Source organism: Streptomyces sp. SPB162 (assembly GCF_029504575.1).
Classification (GTDB): domain Bacteria; phylum Actinomycetota; class Actinomycetes; order Streptomycetales; family Streptomycetaceae; genus Actinacidiphila.
Genome location: NZ_JAQFII010000001.1, coordinates 2,390,212 through 2,405,151, shown reverse-complemented (window position 1 = coordinate 2,405,151; position 14,940 = coordinate 2,390,212). Strand labels below are relative to the sequence as shown.

Below are 14,940 nucleotides of genomic sequence, written 5' to 3'. Positions count from 1 at the left end.
GAGCGATGGCACGGCGCTGGGCTGACGGGAGCGTCTTGTAGTGGGCGACGACGCCCTCGTTGTCCCGAGACCTCATTCGGCGCCCGGGTCGGTGAGGGCGATCAGCGCATCAAGTTCATCCGCGGTGACGTTCTCGATCTGGACCGGCCCGCCGTCGAGCCCGGACAGCTCCGTCCTGACGGGCATGTCAAGGCCGAGCAGCCGGGCACGACGCTCCATGATCCGGAGGGTGCGGTCGATGGCGGAGAGGTCCTGGTCGCGGACAGCCTTCTTGTAGGCGACGAAGAACAGCCGGTCGAGCCGGTCCGCTTCAAGGGCACGCAGCTCGTCAACGTCGTCGTTCAGCTCGGCGCGCCGGTCGGCCAGGGCGGTACGGACGTCACGGCAGGCAGCATGAATCAGGGCCTCGTCGCTCGGCGGGTCCTGCTTCTTTCGGTACCGCTCGACGCCGTACCCCTGGGAGTACGCGATGCCGTCGGAGTTGGCCGCGGGATCGGCGGCCAGCTTGCGGGCGATCGTGAGCCAGTCCACGCCGGCGAGGCGTAGGTCGATGGCGTCCGAGCGGCGGCGCGCGATGGCCGCACGCGCGGCTTTGTCGGGGCGTCCCACGGCGGAGGTCCTTCACAGCTCGGGTGCGCCCCCGCGCCCAGGTACATGATCGCATCTCAAGCGCGCTAGTTGGGCTACTCTCACGCCATGCGCGTCACACTGATCCCGTTCACACTGCCTGTCGGCCCGCAGGGCCTTCGCGGCCTCGTGGTCAATGACGAGATCCAAGCAGGCGTGGGGGTTTCCCGGCTGATCTCTCGCGCGTGGCAACGCCAGCATTCGCCACGCCAGCTGACGTCACGCCAACTGACAGCACGCCAGTTGCGGTACGTCAGAGGTGCCTTGCGAGAGTCGCTTATCGCGAGTCGGCTTGGGGGTTGCAGCTACGATCCGGTGGCACCCACCCTGGTAAAGCTGGTGACCAATGCCACGATGCTGCGGCGTATTGAGACCTATACCCAAAAGCTCTGGTTTTTGCAGGATGCCTGGGTCAGGAAGATCGAAGCCACCATTCCCTTTAACCCTCTGTCATTCGCGGGGGATGCGAGCCCAGCTCCAGTCTTTTTGCTGAAGGACTGGGATGAATTGCAGCGGGCCATGACAGCAATAGTGCAGTTCCTGCACCGCTTGGTCGAACTGCTGCGCGCCCTACTGCGCGTTTTGCCTTTTCGGCTACTCCCGCCTCCCGCGCCTCCCCTTGACTCGGCCCCGTGCGCGGTGGCTCGAATGCAGGGAACCCGTGTGCCGCGAGCGCCGCAAACGGAGTTCTCCTATCTCCTTTTGGTGCCTTAACCGCACTACGGCACGCCTCAGGGAGAGGCTTCGAAGTGGTGCCGACGCGTGTTTGGGCAAACATCACCAGAGGATTGAACCGGTGGATTCCGCCATTCTGTGGATTCTTGGCGTCTCGGGAGTACTGGCTATTGCCATGTTCGCGATCAAGGGGCTACTCGACCAGCTAACCGACGTTGTGCAGTCGTGGCATCGGGCAAAGCGGGCCCTACGAGATCCGGAGGGGCCTGATGAACTTAAGGGAATGTGACGCTGACATACTGAGATTGGTACGTCAGCGTCACGATACTCAGATCAACGACAACTGCTCGCCCTTCCCGGGCTTATTGGGCGGTGCGTACTCAGGGGGCGCGTCGGGCGCGTCCCGCTGGGTGCGTAGCCACCAAGCGAACTGGTAGTTGCGACAGGTCCGGAAGCGGGCCGAGTGCCGGCGTGGTTCGGTCAGGGGGATGTCGTGCTCGCTCCATCCGGTGATGGGGCGAGCATTGTCCAGGCGCACAATGAGGCCGGGAGCCAGCGCCGGACCCTCCCACTGTTCTCCTGGTGCCCCTTCGAAGGCGAGATGAGCGTTGTCGCTCCACCGCCACGGGTTGGGCAGGGCGCAGAGGTACCAGGCGAGAGGCTGGTTGTGCTCCGATAGGTTGACGGTCTGGTGCTGGCGGCGGGCGTCCACTCGGGGGCGGTCGGGTTGCCCGAAGCTGCGTAGGCAGTGCTGATCGAGAGCTACATGCCGGACGCCCGCTAGCCACATGATGTGGTAACGGGATTTCGACTCAATTTGGATCTGTATTCGCCGTGACATGCTTTCTCGGTGAGCCCTTCAATTGGCGAGAGATTCATTTCTCTCTACTACCAATTTTATCAAATTTCCCACCAATTCCAAATGTCTGTCATGGCGGAAGGTATTCGGGTAAGGCATGTTGAATTCCTGCTCGAATGCCATCTCGTACTCCTCTTTGGGGAGTGGGAGGGGGCGGCGGCACGTCGCTTTGAGGTTGGACCCGCTGAGGTCGGTGACCTTCACGTCCGCGAAGTACCGGCGAAGCATGGGCTCTAGCGTCTCTGGCGTGTGAAAGCGGAGCTTCTGCCACTTCCCCTTGACGAAGTTCATCTCCACGTTGTCATCGTCGAGGAAGCTCATCTTCGTGGTCGCGGTCTTGGAGGTGACGCGCTTGGCCTGCTCGTCGCGCAGTTCGCGGGCGAGACTCCGCGTGCCCAGGCACACCACTCCGTCGGCAGCGCACAAGGCGTTGACGGTGGTCATCACCCAGTGCTGGTAGTCGAGGGTGGTGGTGGCGTTGATGACGGAGTCCAGGACAACGACGTCGTACAGGCCATTGGCCCGAATGTCCTTGGCGATGTCGCGGATCATGCCGACGACGGCCCGGATGTCGACGGCGTATGAGCCGTCCCGGCAGCGGTAGGGCTCGTAGTCGTGGATGTTGAAGCCCTTGGCGCGCAGGTGCTTGGCGTAGTCGCCGTATCCGGCGCCGAAGTCGACCACGCGCTGCGTGGGCTTGAGCCAGGGCGTGACGAGCTGGTCCCAGGTCTCGGAGCCGTAGGCGAGCTTTCCCGCCTTGGCCTTGGAGGAGAACTGCCGCAGGCGTTTGGGCTGGACGATGTGCTGGTTCCAGACGGGGGCCTTGCCCTCGATGGCGCTCCAGTCGTACACGCCGTACTCGCCGGTGAGGTCGGCGTGGAGCTGTGCGGCGTCGGCTGAGGTGACGGTCCAGGCGAGGAGGTCGAACCGGGAGAAAGAGGCGACGACGGCGTACTCGGCGTTGAGGACGATGCGCCCCTGGTCGTCGATGACGACGCTGCCCCAGGGGCCGTGGCCGGCGGTCATGTGGCCGATGGCGTTGACGAATGACATGTTCTTGCGCTCGGCAACGCGGATGGACTGCCACGGGATGTAGGACCAGGCGCCGATGGTGCCGGGTTCGGCGTAGACGACGCTGGCCTCGGTCTCCACCCGGTTGTGGAGCAGGTTGAACTGGATCTCGTCCTGGAGGCGGACCTTCGTGCCGAGCATGACCGCGGGGGTGTGGGTCAGGCCGATGGCCTTGAGACCCTTCGTCCTCTGGTGGCCTGCTACCAGCGTCCCGTCCGCGTTGAGAATCACCGGCTTGACGACCCCGTGGCGGCGCAGCGATGCCTGGAGCCGGACGAAGGCCGTCTCGCTGAGGCGCCGCGGGTTGTAGTCGGCGGGGCGTAGCTGATCGAGCGGGTACGCCTCGTGGAAGGTCGTGGTGGGTGCCTTGCTCATGCGGAGCCGCCCTCCTTGTGCGCTTCCTGGAGAACGTGCCATCCGAAGCCCATGTCGCTATTGGTGTCGTCGACGAACCTTGTGTAGATGGCGTTGAGGACTTCGACTTCTTCGGAGGTGATCCGGACGCGCTTGGACTCCCACTGGAGGTAGCCCCACTGGAGGTAGTCGACGGTGGCGGCGGCACCGGTGCCCGCTCCGTCGGAGGTCAGCTCCAGCGTCTCGGGAAGCGAGGTGTCGTCCAGGAGTTGGTCGACGCTCTCGCGGTCGTATCCGGTGCCGGCGAGGTCGGGAATCTCGGAGAGGACTTCTGCGAGCAGGGCGGTGTCGTACCCGGCGAGGTCGTTGGTCCGGTTGTCCACGACGACGATGCGGGCCGCCGCGTCGTCATCGACGTCGACCCAAGTGGCTGCGATGTGTTCCCAGCCGAGCTGCTGGGCGGCGGCGACGGTGTGGTTGCCTGCCAGGATCTCGTGGGGCCGCCCGGTATGGGTGCCCTTATTGATCACAACTGGCCGGTACTGGCCGTTGACCGTCAGCGACTCGGCGATGGCCAGGATGCTGCCGCTGCGGGGGTTGCGGTAGTACGGCACCAGGTCACCGATGGGAACGGCGAGCGGCAGGAGCTGTTCGGGGATGTTAGCGAGCGTGGTCACGGGCGTCCCTTGTGTAGGCCGTTCCCCGCGCCCTACTCGATCAGCGTAGCCAATCAAATGGTAACGTCGGCCCATTGGATACAGACGGCCCTGATCGCTTCGAGGGCGACTGCCTCTTCGTCCGTGCTGAGTGCCGGCACCCCCGGCTCGGAGGACTTCTTATGCAGCCAGCCGAGTAGGGCGTGCCGGGTCTCTAGCGGCACAACCGGAGTGCCCCAGGTGCGATGACCAGTCTGGAGTGGTGTGCGCAACGCCAGCTCAAGGTCGAGTATCGCCTCCTGCATGTCGTCACGGTCCGCCGTGCCCACACCCAGGCCAGCTGTTAGACGTTGCACACGACCGATTCGCTGCACGAGCAATGTGCAAGTCCGACGTACTCGTTGGTGGACCTTGAACACGAATGCAGCTGTAGCAATTACGGTAGCCACTGGAACTGAAATCGGCATAGCCGAGTGCGTCGACTTGAGTATGGAGCTGAGGGTCACGAGCGTGCCAAATGAGAAGATGACCATGAACGACGAGTGGATCCATGTTGCTCGCTGAATCCGCCAGTGCAGAGTCTTCTTGTCCATGAACGCGACCGTGGGCTCTGCCATCGAGGCCATCGTGCGCGAGGTGAGGGCAAGCAGCATCGCTGAGGCGCCCATGCTGACGTTGTCCCCAGCGACACCCTCTTGGATAGCGAAAGCGCCAAACGCAATGCAGAGTGCGAGGAACATGCCGACGGCTGCCCGGTTCATGACCCACGCAAGGACCCTATTCCACCAAGGCGGCACCACGAAAAGTAGGCAAGTTGCCTGCCATGCCAACACGGGCGAAACAAGAAAAAATGTAGAGGAGGTCGCTGAGAACCCGTCAATGCTGGCGAGGATGACGGGGAGCCCGATAGCCACTCCGTATGCGGATAGGCCGATACGCCGTTCGCGGGCGGATCCACGGCGACGGAAGAAGCGTCGTCCTGACCACTTCTGTTGCAGCCTCACTACCGTTGCGATCGGCATTCGTCCCCGGGATGAGAGCCATTCACCTTCGTGTCGGATGGGTCCTCACATGGTGATGCGAACTCGCTTGTGAGGTAACGGATTTGAGCGAACCCTGAGGCACCGTCCGGCGGGCCGGCGTCACGTCGGCCCTGGGCTCCGTGGTGCTTATATCAGCATTTGGAGCTCCATGCACCGACGAACCTGGACGGTAGGACTCCAAAGGTCAAGACGATGGCCGGGGCAACCTGCCCCCGCGTCCTTGTGGGCTCTGTCCGGAAGGCAAAGCCCACAAGGGCCGAGCTCAGCGGTTGTTGCAGCGGCAGATGCCTGACGGCAGGCACCATCCGTCGCAGGCGTTGCACCACTCCGCGCCTGGCACGGGTGGCTCGCCGCGCCCGGTCTGCCTGGGCGTTTGGTCCTCGTTCATGCCGCTGTTCTCCTGGGTCGTCGTCTGGGCGTGATGGCTGCTTCGAGTTCTGCGCTGCGCCGTGCGGCGTCTTGATCGGGAACTCTGCGAACCCTTCGGCCTGGGTCGCGCTCGTCGGCGGCCTTCTGCGGGGGGCCGTCTCGTTCTCTGAGGAGACGTAGGTACAGCTCGCGATCGGCGGGATTCCCGTTGAAGTCCTCTGCGCTCATGTCGCTCCGGAGTGCACGGGACCCGCCCCCGGCGTGGCGGGGGCGGGTCCGGTCGTGTTCGTGGCACTGCGTTCCCGGTGGTTTCGCTTCGGCGCGAAGCCGGTGCCTGGCGGGTAGGGCGCGGGGGATTGGCCACCCGCCAGGCACCGAGGGGATGCCGCATGCCACGGCGTGCTGGTGGGCCGGTTCCTCGGATGTGGCCGTTCCCGCCAACGAAATAGACCGTATCACTCTTAAGTGTTGGGATCTATCTATCGTTCGGTGTGATCCCGTCCGTCGTGCGGCGCTCCGTACCCGAGCCCGTCAAGAGTCGCTGCGCGATGAGCGGTTGGCTCGTCGGTGAGGAACAGGTCCTGCTGCACCGCGCGGGGCCGAGCGGTGAAGTCCTCGGGCCTGAGCGTGATCTGCCGCATGCCGCGAGGAGGAGTGACGTCACGGACCGGGATGACCGCGATCACCGTGGCCACCCCTACCGCCGGGAACGCATCTGCGGGCAGCTCCCAGAGGCTGCCCCGCGCCTCCCATATCCGGGCGTGGAAGTCCTTGGTCCGGCTGTCGCCCCGGTAGGTGAGGCTGCCGTACATGATCGCGACGAGAAGGCCGCCGGGCCGGATGAAGCGCAGCGCCCGCTCCACGTGCCGGATGTCCTGACGTCCGGCGAACGGCGGGTTCATGATGACCCGTTGGTAGCGGCGCTCCACCTGCACGCTGAAGAAGTCGGCGTTCGTGACCTGGCGGGCGTACCCGCCGGCGCGGATGTGCTCGGCGCGAGCGGTGTCGAGTTCGACGCAATCCACGACGGCCCCGCGGGCGGCTACCGCCTCGGCGATGGCGCCGCGCCCCGCCGAGGGCTCCAGCACCTCGCATCCAGGTTCGAGTTCGGCCAGGTCCAGGAGACGTTCGACCGTGGGCTCCGGCGTCGGGAAGAACCCCCGGTCGACGTCGGTGATCACCTCGCCCGTGGCGAGCAGCCCTGCTACGGCGTCTGCGGCGTCGATGGTGAAGATGTGGGCCTTCCTTTAGCGGTGCCAGACGCCGCCCAGCGCGTGAAGGGCGAGGTTGACGCGCTCGTACAGCTTGCGTTCGAGTTGGCCGTTCAGTCGGAGCGCCGGACCGTCGACCGTGGCCGCCCGGAGTACGTCGAGAACGTCGGGATCTATCTTCATGGTTGGGGCTCCTGATCAGGCGTACTGGGTGCAGTTGACGGCGAGGGGGTGGCTCTTGTGGTCGGCGCAGACGGCGTCGCCGGTAGTGGGGTCCGTGCCGCCGTCGCAGAGTTCGCAGACCCAGTAGCCGCAGACGACGCAGATCGCTGAGGCCAACTGGTTGAAGGTGTTGGCCAGGTCGGCGTCGCAGAGGCGGCACGCTTCGGGCGGCAGGGTGCCGTCCTCGGGCCAGGTCTTGAGACCGTCGATGCGCTCGGGCCGCTTCACGCCGTACGCCCCTCCGCCTCGTTGGCGGTCCGGGTACCGGCGGTGAGAAGCGCCGCTTCGAGTTCCACCAGGCGCGCCGCGACCATGATGGGGAAGCGGACGTAGACGGAGCGCCCGGCCCCGTTGAGAAGTTCGCCTGCGGCGAGGAAGGTCGCGTTGCTGGCCTCCTTCAGGGCCTCCGGGTCGTTGTCGCGCCAGGCCTTGACCAGATGCTGAGCGGCCTCGCGGACGAGTCGGGCCGCGTCGGAGTCGTACTCCTCAAGGGCGTCGGCCGTGGCCGGCACTCCCTCGAACAGGTTGCGGTTGATGTTGCGCATGGTGTGGATGTCGTTCATCACTAGGGACTCCAGGCAGAGAAGGAGGGGGCGGCCCGCTGGGAGCCGCCCCCGTTGAGTGAGTGGATCAGGCGGCGACGGCGACGAGCTCGGCGTTCGCGTCGGACTCCTCCGACTGCGGGGCGTTCTCCGGCTCCGCGTCGTCGGTGACAGCCGGGGCCTGCGGGGCGGGAGTGGGCTCCGCCTCCACCTCGGCAGCGGCCTCCGCCTGCGGGGTGGCGTCGGCGGCGGGCTCCAGGCGGACGAGTGCGGCGTCGGCCTCCGCGACCAGGTCGGGGGCAGCCGCCGCGGGGTTGACCATGATCTCGCTGGCGTCGGCGTGAGCCTTGGCCTGACGGAGCTGGAAGCGGGCCTTCTGAACGAAGTTGGCGACCCGGTCCATCTGCTCCAGCCGCTTGCCCACCTGTCCCTCCAGCGCGCGGGCCAGCTCCATCGGGTCCGCCTTGCCGATGCCGTCCAGCAGGTCGCACATGCGCTCAATCTCGTCGAGGTCGCTCTTGGTCTTGGCCTGGGCACGAGTGCGCTCGGTCTTCTCCTCGGGGGTGATCTCCTCGACGTCGACCATCGAGTCCTGCTGAGCCGCCTTCTCCTGCTTGCGCATGGCGTAGGCGATGTGGACGAGCTGGTTGTCGCTCTTGTCGCCCTTCTTCCAGTCCTCGAAGACGGCCTTCTGGTTGTCCCTGGACAGGGCGGCGATCTGGACTGCGGCCTGGGTGCCGATGTGCCCGAGGTCAACGGCCATCTGGATCTCGGGGCGCAGGGAGAGCAACGCCAGGCGCTGCGTGACGTACTGGACCGACTTGGAGAAGATCTTCGCGACGGTCGCGGGGGTGGCGTCCTCCTCTTCGTCGAGGACCTTCTTGAAGCCGCGCGCCTCCTCCAGCGGAAGCATGTCCTCGCGGTTCAGGTTCTCGGCCATGGCCTTCTTGAAGGAGTCCATGTCGCTGATCTCGGCGTCGCCCTCGGACAGGAGGATCTTCGTCTCGATGGTGATGTTGCCCGCCAGCTCGTTGGCACGGAAGCGGCGCTCGCCGGCGACCAGCTCGTAAACGATCGGCTGGGGCTTGCTGTTGACCAGCTCTACCGTGAGCTTGCGGACGACGATCGGCTGGAGGAGGCCGTGCTCCTTGATCGAGTTGGCAAGCTCGGTCAGGGCCTCCTCGTTGAAGGTCTCGCGGGGCTGGTTCGGGTTGCGGCGGATCTGGCGCATCTTCAAGGTCGCGTACTTGTGCGGCATTCCGGTCTCCAAGAGGTCGGTGGGGGTTTCTTCTCTCCCCCTTCCTTGTAGTTCTATTCTATATGCATTAAGGGGAGGGGTCCACAATTTTCGAGAAGTTTTTGCAGGTCAAACGCGTGGACGCGGAACCCCGTCCAGGGTTCCGCGTCCCATTACCGCCTCGGTGATCAGCGTGCGGCGTTGCCGCTCAGACGTTCAGCCTCGCACCCGACATGCTTCGGGTCGACGATCGACAGGGCCCCCAGCACCTCGTGAGCCGACTCGTCATTCAGGGCGACATTCTCCACGCCACCAGACTCTTCCAACCGGGCCAGCACTCGTCCCAGCTCGATCCCCACCCGCATCCCTCCCGCGTTGCAGCGTTCCGCCCTCCTAACGAGTGACGACACGCTTAGATCCCCACACAGGCAAAATGTCGGCACACATCAGGCGGCAGGGGGGAGCCGGTCACGATCTCGCAGCTTGGAGAGCAGAGGAGGGTGGCGGCCTGCATGCTGAGTGCACAATCCACAAATTGCCGTTACCGATCTTGCGCGGGGGCAACACTCATTGTCAACCAACATAGACATTAGGCTGCCCCAGGAATCTCACCCGCCCCATGATCGCCACTGAACATGCCCAGCGGGTCGCCTCTGCGGGCCCGTGAGCGAACCTGACGCGTACCCGAGGAGTAGTCAGACCCATGCGGCCCGGCCCGGATACCCCGCTCGCCAGCAAGCTCGCCGTGCTGCTCAGCAGGAAGCGCGGAGCCGACGGGAAGACCCCGAGCACGCGTGCCATCGCCGCCGCGACCGCCGAGACGCCCGGCGGCAGGCCGGCGATGACCCATCAGGTAGTGAACGACCTCCTGAACGGGATCAAGGCCAATCCGTCAATCTCTCAACTACTGGGCCTCGCACGCGCATTCGACTGTCCGGTAGCTTATCTCCTTCCTGGGTACAACGGTTTGACCTCGCTGTCGGTCTACGAGGAGCACCAAGACGCTCGCGAGGCGCTCCGACTGGTCCACGACCTGGGCCAAGGCGGGGTCGCCGAACTTCTGGAGGCCGCACGTGAGATCCGTACAAGACATGGACGTACGGATCGCGCGGTCCCCGAAGTGCCCGATCCACTGCCGCCTGTCGCCGAACCACCACGGCCAGGCCGGCGGAGACGGCTCAGCTTCACAGAGGCGGCCGAACGTGCCGTCGCTGACCTGGAAGGGACCTGAACCACATGGACGGCCTCGTCTTCGGCCTCTGCGCCCTGTTCGGCATAGCGGGCACAGTGCTCTCCGCCCGTGAAGCCTGGCGTCAGCGCGACCGGAACGAATACCGCATCGCCCGCTTCGCCCGCGCCGCCGCCTTCGGAGTCTGTACGGTCGGCGTCATCCTCGCCGTGCCTCCGGTCGAAGATCTCGTTGAGTCCGCGACCGGGATGAACAACGCGGCCAAGCTCGGAGCGCACTTCTGCGCCGTGCTGTGGTGCGGCAGCCTTCAGCTCATGCTTGTCGACTGGTCCTACAACCACGAGGTGCTGAGAGCCAGCGTGTTCGCGCGCATCGCCTTCGCCGTGTGTGTCCTCGCCGCGATGCTGCCGCTGTTCATCGCAACGACAGACGAGAGCGTTGAGTTCACGACCGAGTACGCGACGGCTCCGGGCGTCACCGTCTACCTCATGGTCTATCTGGCCTACGTGGCGATCACCTGCGGGGAGATCGCCTTCCTCTGCTCCGGCATGGCTCTGTCCGCGAGGCAGACTGGCCATGCCTGGACCGCGAAGGGTCTCGGCATGTCGGCGTTCGCGGCCGTCCTCGGGGTCGCCTACGCGGCCAGCAAGGGGTCATACCTGGTAACTCACTACCTCGGCCACCCGTGGTCGCTGGACGCCGAAGAGATCATTTCCCCAGCCTTGGCCGGGCTCGCCGTGGTCGCGCTGATCACGGGACTGACCCTCGCCATGGTCGGCAGGCGACGTGCATCACGCGAGGTCCTTGCGTCACAGGCCATCTGAGAGGCCAGGCAGCTTGCGCCAGTGGAGGACCACCCTGCCGGGCTCAACGGTGCGGATGCCCCGTGCACTTGCAGGGAAGACCTCGATGTTCTCGAAGAACAGCCTCGTGATCGCCCTCTTCGACGCGGACGGCGCGGTGTTCCACCAGCGCACAAGGTCCTTGGCATCGCCGAGGGAGAAGTTCGCCATCTGCTCTGCATACCGCAGACGGTTTCGGATGTCCTTGAGGCTGGCCGTGATCTCGCGCTCAGCGGTCACGAACGCGTCGCTGCTGATCTGGCGCTGGCCGTAGAGGGTCGCCGCTTCGATCCGGCGGCCCCCAAGGTCCTCGATCGAGGTCTTCATCTTCTCGACCTGGGCTCGGACGGCTTCTTGAGCCTTGAGGATCTGCTTGCGGATGCCCGGCTTGAGGAGTTCCGCAACGACGTTCTCACCGACGTAGTCCTCTAGCAGCTCCGCGCCCATGCGGACCTCGCCGCATCCACCGCGGCCGTCCTTGTCCTTGGGGCGACAGCGGTAACCGGGAGTGCCAGCGTTAGTCCGTGCGCCCTGGAGAGCCCAGGTGCACTTCCCGCACGTGCACGCGCCGTCCACCAGGAGATAGTCGTAGGGCGGTGCCGCGTCAGCCTTCTTGCGGCTCTGGTCCCTCTCCTGGAGCCGCACGAACTCCTCACGCGTGATGGCGCCCGGGTGGCCGGCGTCGACGAGTTCGCCGTCATCGTCGTAGCGCAGTCCGGCGATGGCGGGGTTGCGGAAGAGGCGTCCGACCGAGGCGTCCTTCCACTCCCCGCCGAGCGTGCCCCGGTAGCCTGCGCCATTCGCCCAGACAGCGACGTCCGCGTTGGACTGGCCTTCCAGCGCCCGGCTCGCCATCTGGCGAAGCGGGTCCACTTCGTCGTCGCGTAGGCGACGCCTCGACGCGTCCTCGAAACCGTAGAGCCGTGGCATGCGGTCGTCCGTTCTTCTCTAATGCGCCTCCCGTAGCCGCCTGATCCTAGGTCACGGCCCTAGGAACAGGGCCGTGACCTCGGTCTCGATACGCCAAAGCTACGAATGATCACTGCGAGGCGGCGTCACTCCGAGCACTCGCCAGAGCGCAGCCGTAGGGACCCTCACCGTGCTGCCCAGTGTGAGCGTCTGCACGGGGAAAGATCCCCCCTTGATCAAGTTGTAAGCCTTGTGCACACCGATCCCCAGGACTCGCGCGGCCGTAGTGACGTTCACCGTCGGCGGCAGTGCGAGCAGTTCCTCCAGGGTCATCGGGCTGGCGGCCCCGGAGTCCGTAGTTGCGGAGGCGTCCTTCGTTGTCATTTCCCGTTGTCGCGTTCTCCCCCGCGCCAACGTGGTTTAAGGATACGCCAACACTGGAGTGTTGGGGCAAGATAGAGCATCGGTTCGACAAGGACCGACACAGAAGATCCACAAGCGAAGCCACGAAGGGGATACACGTGTTCGATCCCAGCTACCAGCGGCGCTGTGCCTGCCAGGAGCCCATCGTCGAGGACGACGGCACTCCGATAATCGACGCTGACGGCGCGCCGAAGATGCGCAAACTCGGCGCGAGCTGCCCCAAGCTGACGCAAAAGGGTCATGGCACCTGGTACTTCTACTTCGAGCTCGAAGCCGGCGAGGGCGGGAAGCGCCGACGGGTGCGCCGAGGTGGATTCGCCACGAAGGATGAGGCGAAAGCCAAGTCGGCCGAGGTCTACCGCGACGTCATCGGCGGCGCGGACGTGCTCAGCAACACCACCGTCGGGGAGGACCTGACCGCCTGGCTCAAGAGGAAGAGGCGGCTGGCCCGCACGACTCGACATGGGTACGAAGAGCACATCAATCTCTACCTCGAACCGCATCTCGGGCATATCAAGCGCCGTGACCTCAGACTGCGCCACGTCGAGGCCATGTACGACGCGATCGAGCGGGAGAACGCCGAGCGGCTGCTTCACCATGCCAAGGTGGTCGAGTTGAAGGAGGCACGCGACGCCGCCTACACAGCCTGGGTCCGTACGGCGGGGAAGAAGACGGCACGCCGCCTCACCCGTCGGCTCTACCTCGAAGCCAACGCCGCGTTCCGCGAGGGAAGCAAGGGCAAGCGGAAGATCACCAGCGCAGCGACGATGCATCGCATCAACGCCACCCTCAGCTCGTTCCTGGGCGCTGGCATCAAGCGCGGCGAATACGCGACGAACTGGTCCGCGATGGTCGAACTGCCGGCGGTCAAGCGGCCCAAGGCTCTGGTCTGGACACCGGAGCGGGTCGAAGAGTGGAAGCGGACGGGCCAGAAGCCCAGCCCCGTCATGGTCTGGACGCCGGAGCAGACCGGCCAGTTCCTCGACTTCATCTGCGATGACCGGCTGTACGGCATGTGGCACGGGTTCATTTTCCGTGGTCCTCGGCGCGGTGAGATGGCGGCCCTGCCCTGGACGGAGGTCAGTCTGTCCGGCTCGTGGTTCCGGATCTCCGCGCAGGTCGTTGAGGTCGCGTACCGGCTGTACGACGAGGCTCCGAAGCAGGACAGCGTCCGTACCGTCACCCTCGACTCTCTGACTCGTGACCACTGGCAGGGCTGGCAGACCACTCAGGCCAATGAGCGTGAGCAGTGGTCCGGCGAAGCGGCCCTGGGTGGAGAGCAGCCGAGTATGGACGCACGAGAACGGCGAACCGCTGCACCCTGACTGGATCAGTCGACGGTTCAACCGGCTCGTGGAGCTGTCTGGGCTTCCCCCGGTCCGTCTGCACGACACCCGCCACCTGTCGGCAACGCTGGCACTCCTCGGCGGGGCGGACATCAAGGTCGTCCAGGAGCGGCTGGGGCACAGTTCGCGCCAGATCACTTCGGACACGTACACGAGCGTCCTGCCTCAGCTCATGACTGCCGAGGCCGAGTCAACGAGCGCCGTCGTGCCCCGGTCTCAGCAGAAGGAGGTCCCTCCGGACGACGAGCGCAGCGATCCGGAGAGCCAGGAAGAAGGGGGCACTGAAGAGGTCCCCGAGTCTGGTGAAGATGGACCGGACGAGGGACTACGTCCCGCCGCTTGACCTGCGTCCCGAATTTGTCCTGTCGATCATGAAAACGCGATCGGGACGGGCCGCCAAGATCCTTCTGCTCATGCCCCTGACCTGCTAAGTGCCTGGTCAGAACGATTCTTTGAACCGTACTTGGGGTGGGGCGGGTGGGACTCGAACCCACGACCGACGGATTATGAGTCCGCTGCTCTAACCGGCTGAGCTACCGCCCCGTACGACAGTCTTACGCGCCGTCTGCCGCAGCATAGCCGCTCATACGATCTGTCGCCCTCGCGGGTCACAGACGCATCACTGAGTGGACTTCGATCAGGGGGCGAGTGGTTCCCGGAAAACGAAAAAGGACCCCAACGGGGTCCTCTTGTCGTTGGCTCCCCCGACTGGACTCGAACCAGTAACCCTCCGGTTAACAGCCGAATGCTCTGCCAATTGAGCTACAGGGGACCGCGCTCCCCCGACTGGACTCGAACCAGTAACCTGCCGGTTAACAGCCGGCTGCTCTGCCAATTGAGCTACAGGGGATTGCACTGCGTGCACCGAGGTACGCCACGTCCGGACCAGCCGGGCGGCGCGTGCTCGCTGCGAGACATACATTAGCGCAAGTGGGGGGGTGCTCCGCCAACCCCTATCGGCGGGGTTGTCGTCCGGCTACAGCGGGTAGGCGCGAAGCACAGTCCACAGGACGGCCCGCGGGGCCGGACTCGGTACGAGTACGAGGAAGGGTGGAGCCCATGCGCTACCGGCTGTCGTTCATCACCGGAGCCGTCGTCGGGTACGTGCTGGGAGCGCGGGCCGGGCGGGAGCGGTACGAGCAGTTGCGGAAGAGCGCCCAGCGGATCGCGCAGAACCCGGCGGTGCGCAACGCCGCCGAGAGCGCAGCGCAGACCGGGCGCGGGGTCGCGGTGAAGGCCGCCGACACCGTCGGATCCAAGGTCGGCGACAAGTTGCCCGAATCGGTGACCGCGCGGGTCAAGGCGTTGCGCGAGCGGGGCCACTCCGAGGACGACTGGGGTACCTCGAACACCTGACGGGGCCGT

17 protein-coding genes and 3 tRNA genes are annotated in these 14,940 nt (G+C 65.4%); 6 read left to right on the top strand and 14 right to left on the bottom strand.

The window, feature by feature from the left end:
* Positions 1 to 72: 72 nt before the first annotated feature.
* Positions 73 to 609: a hypothetical protein gene (locus M2266_RS11100; RefSeq protein WP_277438040.1), complete on the bottom strand. Its 537-nt coding sequence runs from the start codon at positions 607 to 609 to the stop codon at positions 73 to 75.
* An 87-nt stretch (positions 610 to 696) separates the two neighbouring features.
* Between M2266_RS11100 and M2266_RS11095 the strand changes: the two genes are divergently transcribed.
* Entirely contained in the window at positions 697 to 1,341 is a 645-nt protein-coding gene (locus M2266_RS11095; RefSeq protein WP_277438039.1) for a hypothetical protein, read from the top strand.
* An 820-nt stretch (positions 1,342 to 2,161) separates the two neighbouring features.
* Here the strand turns inward: M2266_RS11095 and M2266_RS11090 are convergent.
* The 9 genes from M2266_RS11090 to M2266_RS11050 form a co-directional block, all read right to left on the bottom strand.
* On the bottom strand, positions 2,162 to 3,607 hold the full coding sequence (locus tag M2266_RS11090; RefSeq protein WP_277438038.1) for a ParB N-terminal domain-containing protein: 1,446 nt from the start codon (positions 3,605 to 3,607) through the stop codon (positions 2,162 to 2,164).
* A complete protein-coding gene (locus M2266_RS11085) occupies positions 3,604 to 4,263 on the bottom strand; it encodes a ParB N-terminal domain-containing protein (RefSeq protein ID WP_277438037.1) in 660 nt (219 codons plus the stop codon). Before M2266_RS11085 ends, M2266_RS11090 begins: the two co-directional genes overlap by 4 nt.
* A 53-nt stretch (positions 4,264 to 4,316) precedes the next feature.
* Positions 4,317 to 5,003 carry a hypothetical protein gene (locus M2266_RS11080; RefSeq protein WP_277438036.1) on the bottom strand — a complete coding sequence of 229 codons (687 nt, stop codon included), beginning with the start codon at positions 5,001 to 5,003 and terminating at the stop codon, positions 4,317 to 4,319.
* 1,130 nt (positions 5,004 to 6,133) lie between these two features.
* Positions 6,134 to 6,835 (bottom strand): methyltransferase, encoded by a 702-nt coding sequence (locus M2266_RS11075; protein WP_277438035.1) that lies wholly within the window; start codon positions 6,833 to 6,835, stop codon positions 6,134 to 6,136.
* A gap of 66 nt (positions 6,836 to 6,901) precedes the next feature.
* Positions 6,902 to 7,048 carry a hypothetical protein gene (locus M2266_RS11070; protein ID WP_277438034.1) on the bottom strand — a complete coding sequence of 49 codons (147 nt, stop codon included), beginning with the start codon at positions 7,046 to 7,048 and terminating at the stop codon, positions 6,902 to 6,904.
* A gap of 15 nt (positions 7,049 to 7,063) precedes the next feature.
* Positions 7,064 to 7,315, bottom strand: a complete 252-nt coding sequence (locus tag M2266_RS11065) for a hypothetical protein (protein WP_277438033.1) — start codon at positions 7,313 to 7,315, stop codon at positions 7,064 to 7,066.
* The gene (locus M2266_RS11060) at positions 7,312 to 7,650 is read right to left on the bottom strand and encodes a hypothetical protein (protein WP_277438032.1); all 339 of its coding nucleotides are present in this window, start codon (positions 7,648 to 7,650) and stop codon (positions 7,312 to 7,314) included. Before M2266_RS11060 ends, M2266_RS11065 begins: the two co-directional genes overlap by 4 nt.
* Before the next feature lie 67 nt (positions 7,651 to 7,717).
* On the bottom strand, positions 7,718 to 8,887 hold the full coding sequence (locus tag M2266_RS11055; protein ID WP_277438031.1) for a ParB/RepB/Spo0J family partition protein: 1,170 nt from the start codon (positions 8,885 to 8,887) through the stop codon (positions 7,718 to 7,720).
* 167 nt (positions 8,888 to 9,054) lie between these two features.
* Positions 9,055 to 9,225: a hypothetical protein gene (locus M2266_RS11050; RefSeq protein ID WP_269286918.1), complete on the bottom strand. Its 171-nt coding sequence runs from the start codon at positions 9,223 to 9,225 to the stop codon at positions 9,055 to 9,057.
* Positions 9,226 to 9,569: 344 nt separating this feature from the next.
* On the opposite strand from M2266_RS11050, the gene M2266_RS11045 reads away from it, so the two are divergent.
* Together M2266_RS11045 and M2266_RS11040 are read left to right on the top strand one after the other, a co-directional pair.
* Positions 9,570 to 10,097 (top strand): hypothetical protein, encoded by a 528-nt coding sequence (locus M2266_RS11045; protein ID WP_277438030.1) that lies wholly within the window; start codon positions 9,570 to 9,572, stop codon positions 10,095 to 10,097.
* A 5-nt stretch (positions 10,098 to 10,102) separates the two neighbouring features.
* Complete coding sequence (locus M2266_RS11040) at positions 10,103 to 10,879, top strand: hypothetical protein (RefSeq protein WP_277438029.1); 777 nt, start codon at positions 10,103 to 10,105, stop codon at positions 10,877 to 10,879.
* Here M2266_RS11040 and M2266_RS11035 read toward each other — a convergent pair.
* Positions 10,865 to 11,827 (bottom strand): recombinase family protein, encoded by a 963-nt coding sequence (locus M2266_RS11035; protein WP_277438028.1) that lies wholly within the window; start codon positions 11,825 to 11,827, stop codon positions 10,865 to 10,867. The genes M2266_RS11040 and M2266_RS11035 overlap by 15 nt on opposite strands.
* 500 nt (positions 11,828 to 12,327) lie before the next feature.
* Between M2266_RS11035 and M2266_RS11030 the strand changes: the two genes are divergently transcribed.
* On the top strand, positions 12,328 to 13,554 hold the full coding sequence (locus M2266_RS11030) for an Arm DNA-binding domain-containing protein (protein WP_277438027.1): 1,227 nt from the start codon (positions 12,328 to 12,330) through the stop codon (positions 13,552 to 13,554).
* Complete coding sequence (locus M2266_RS11025) at positions 13,502 to 13,918, top strand: tyrosine-type recombinase/integrase (protein ID WP_277438026.1); 417 nt, start codon at positions 13,502 to 13,504, stop codon at positions 13,916 to 13,918. The genes M2266_RS11030 and M2266_RS11025 overlap by 53 nt, the downstream gene beginning before the upstream one ends.
* A 126-nt stretch (positions 13,919 to 14,044) precedes the next feature.
* On the opposite strand, the gene M2266_RS11020 is transcribed toward M2266_RS11025, so the two are convergent.
* The 3 genes from M2266_RS11020 to M2266_RS11010 all read right to left on the bottom strand — a co-directional run bounded on the left by M2266_RS11020 (position 14,045) and on the right by M2266_RS11010 (position 14,425).
* A tRNA-Ile gene (locus tag M2266_RS11020) sits at positions 14,045 to 14,118 on the bottom strand.
* Positions 14,119 to 14,271: 153 nt separating this feature from the next.
* Positions 14,272 to 14,347: transfer RNA gene (locus M2266_RS11015), tRNA-Asn, on the bottom strand.
* Between the two features lie 5 nt (positions 14,348 to 14,352).
* Positions 14,353 to 14,425 (bottom strand) — tRNA-Asn (locus M2266_RS11010).
* A gap of 209 nt (positions 14,426 to 14,634) precedes the next feature.
* Here M2266_RS11010 and M2266_RS11005 point away from each other — a divergent pair.
* Complete coding sequence (locus M2266_RS11005) at positions 14,635 to 14,931, top strand: YtxH domain-containing protein (protein WP_277438025.1); 297 nt, start codon at positions 14,635 to 14,637, stop codon at positions 14,929 to 14,931.
* Positions 14,932 to 14,940: the final 9 nt, after the last annotated feature.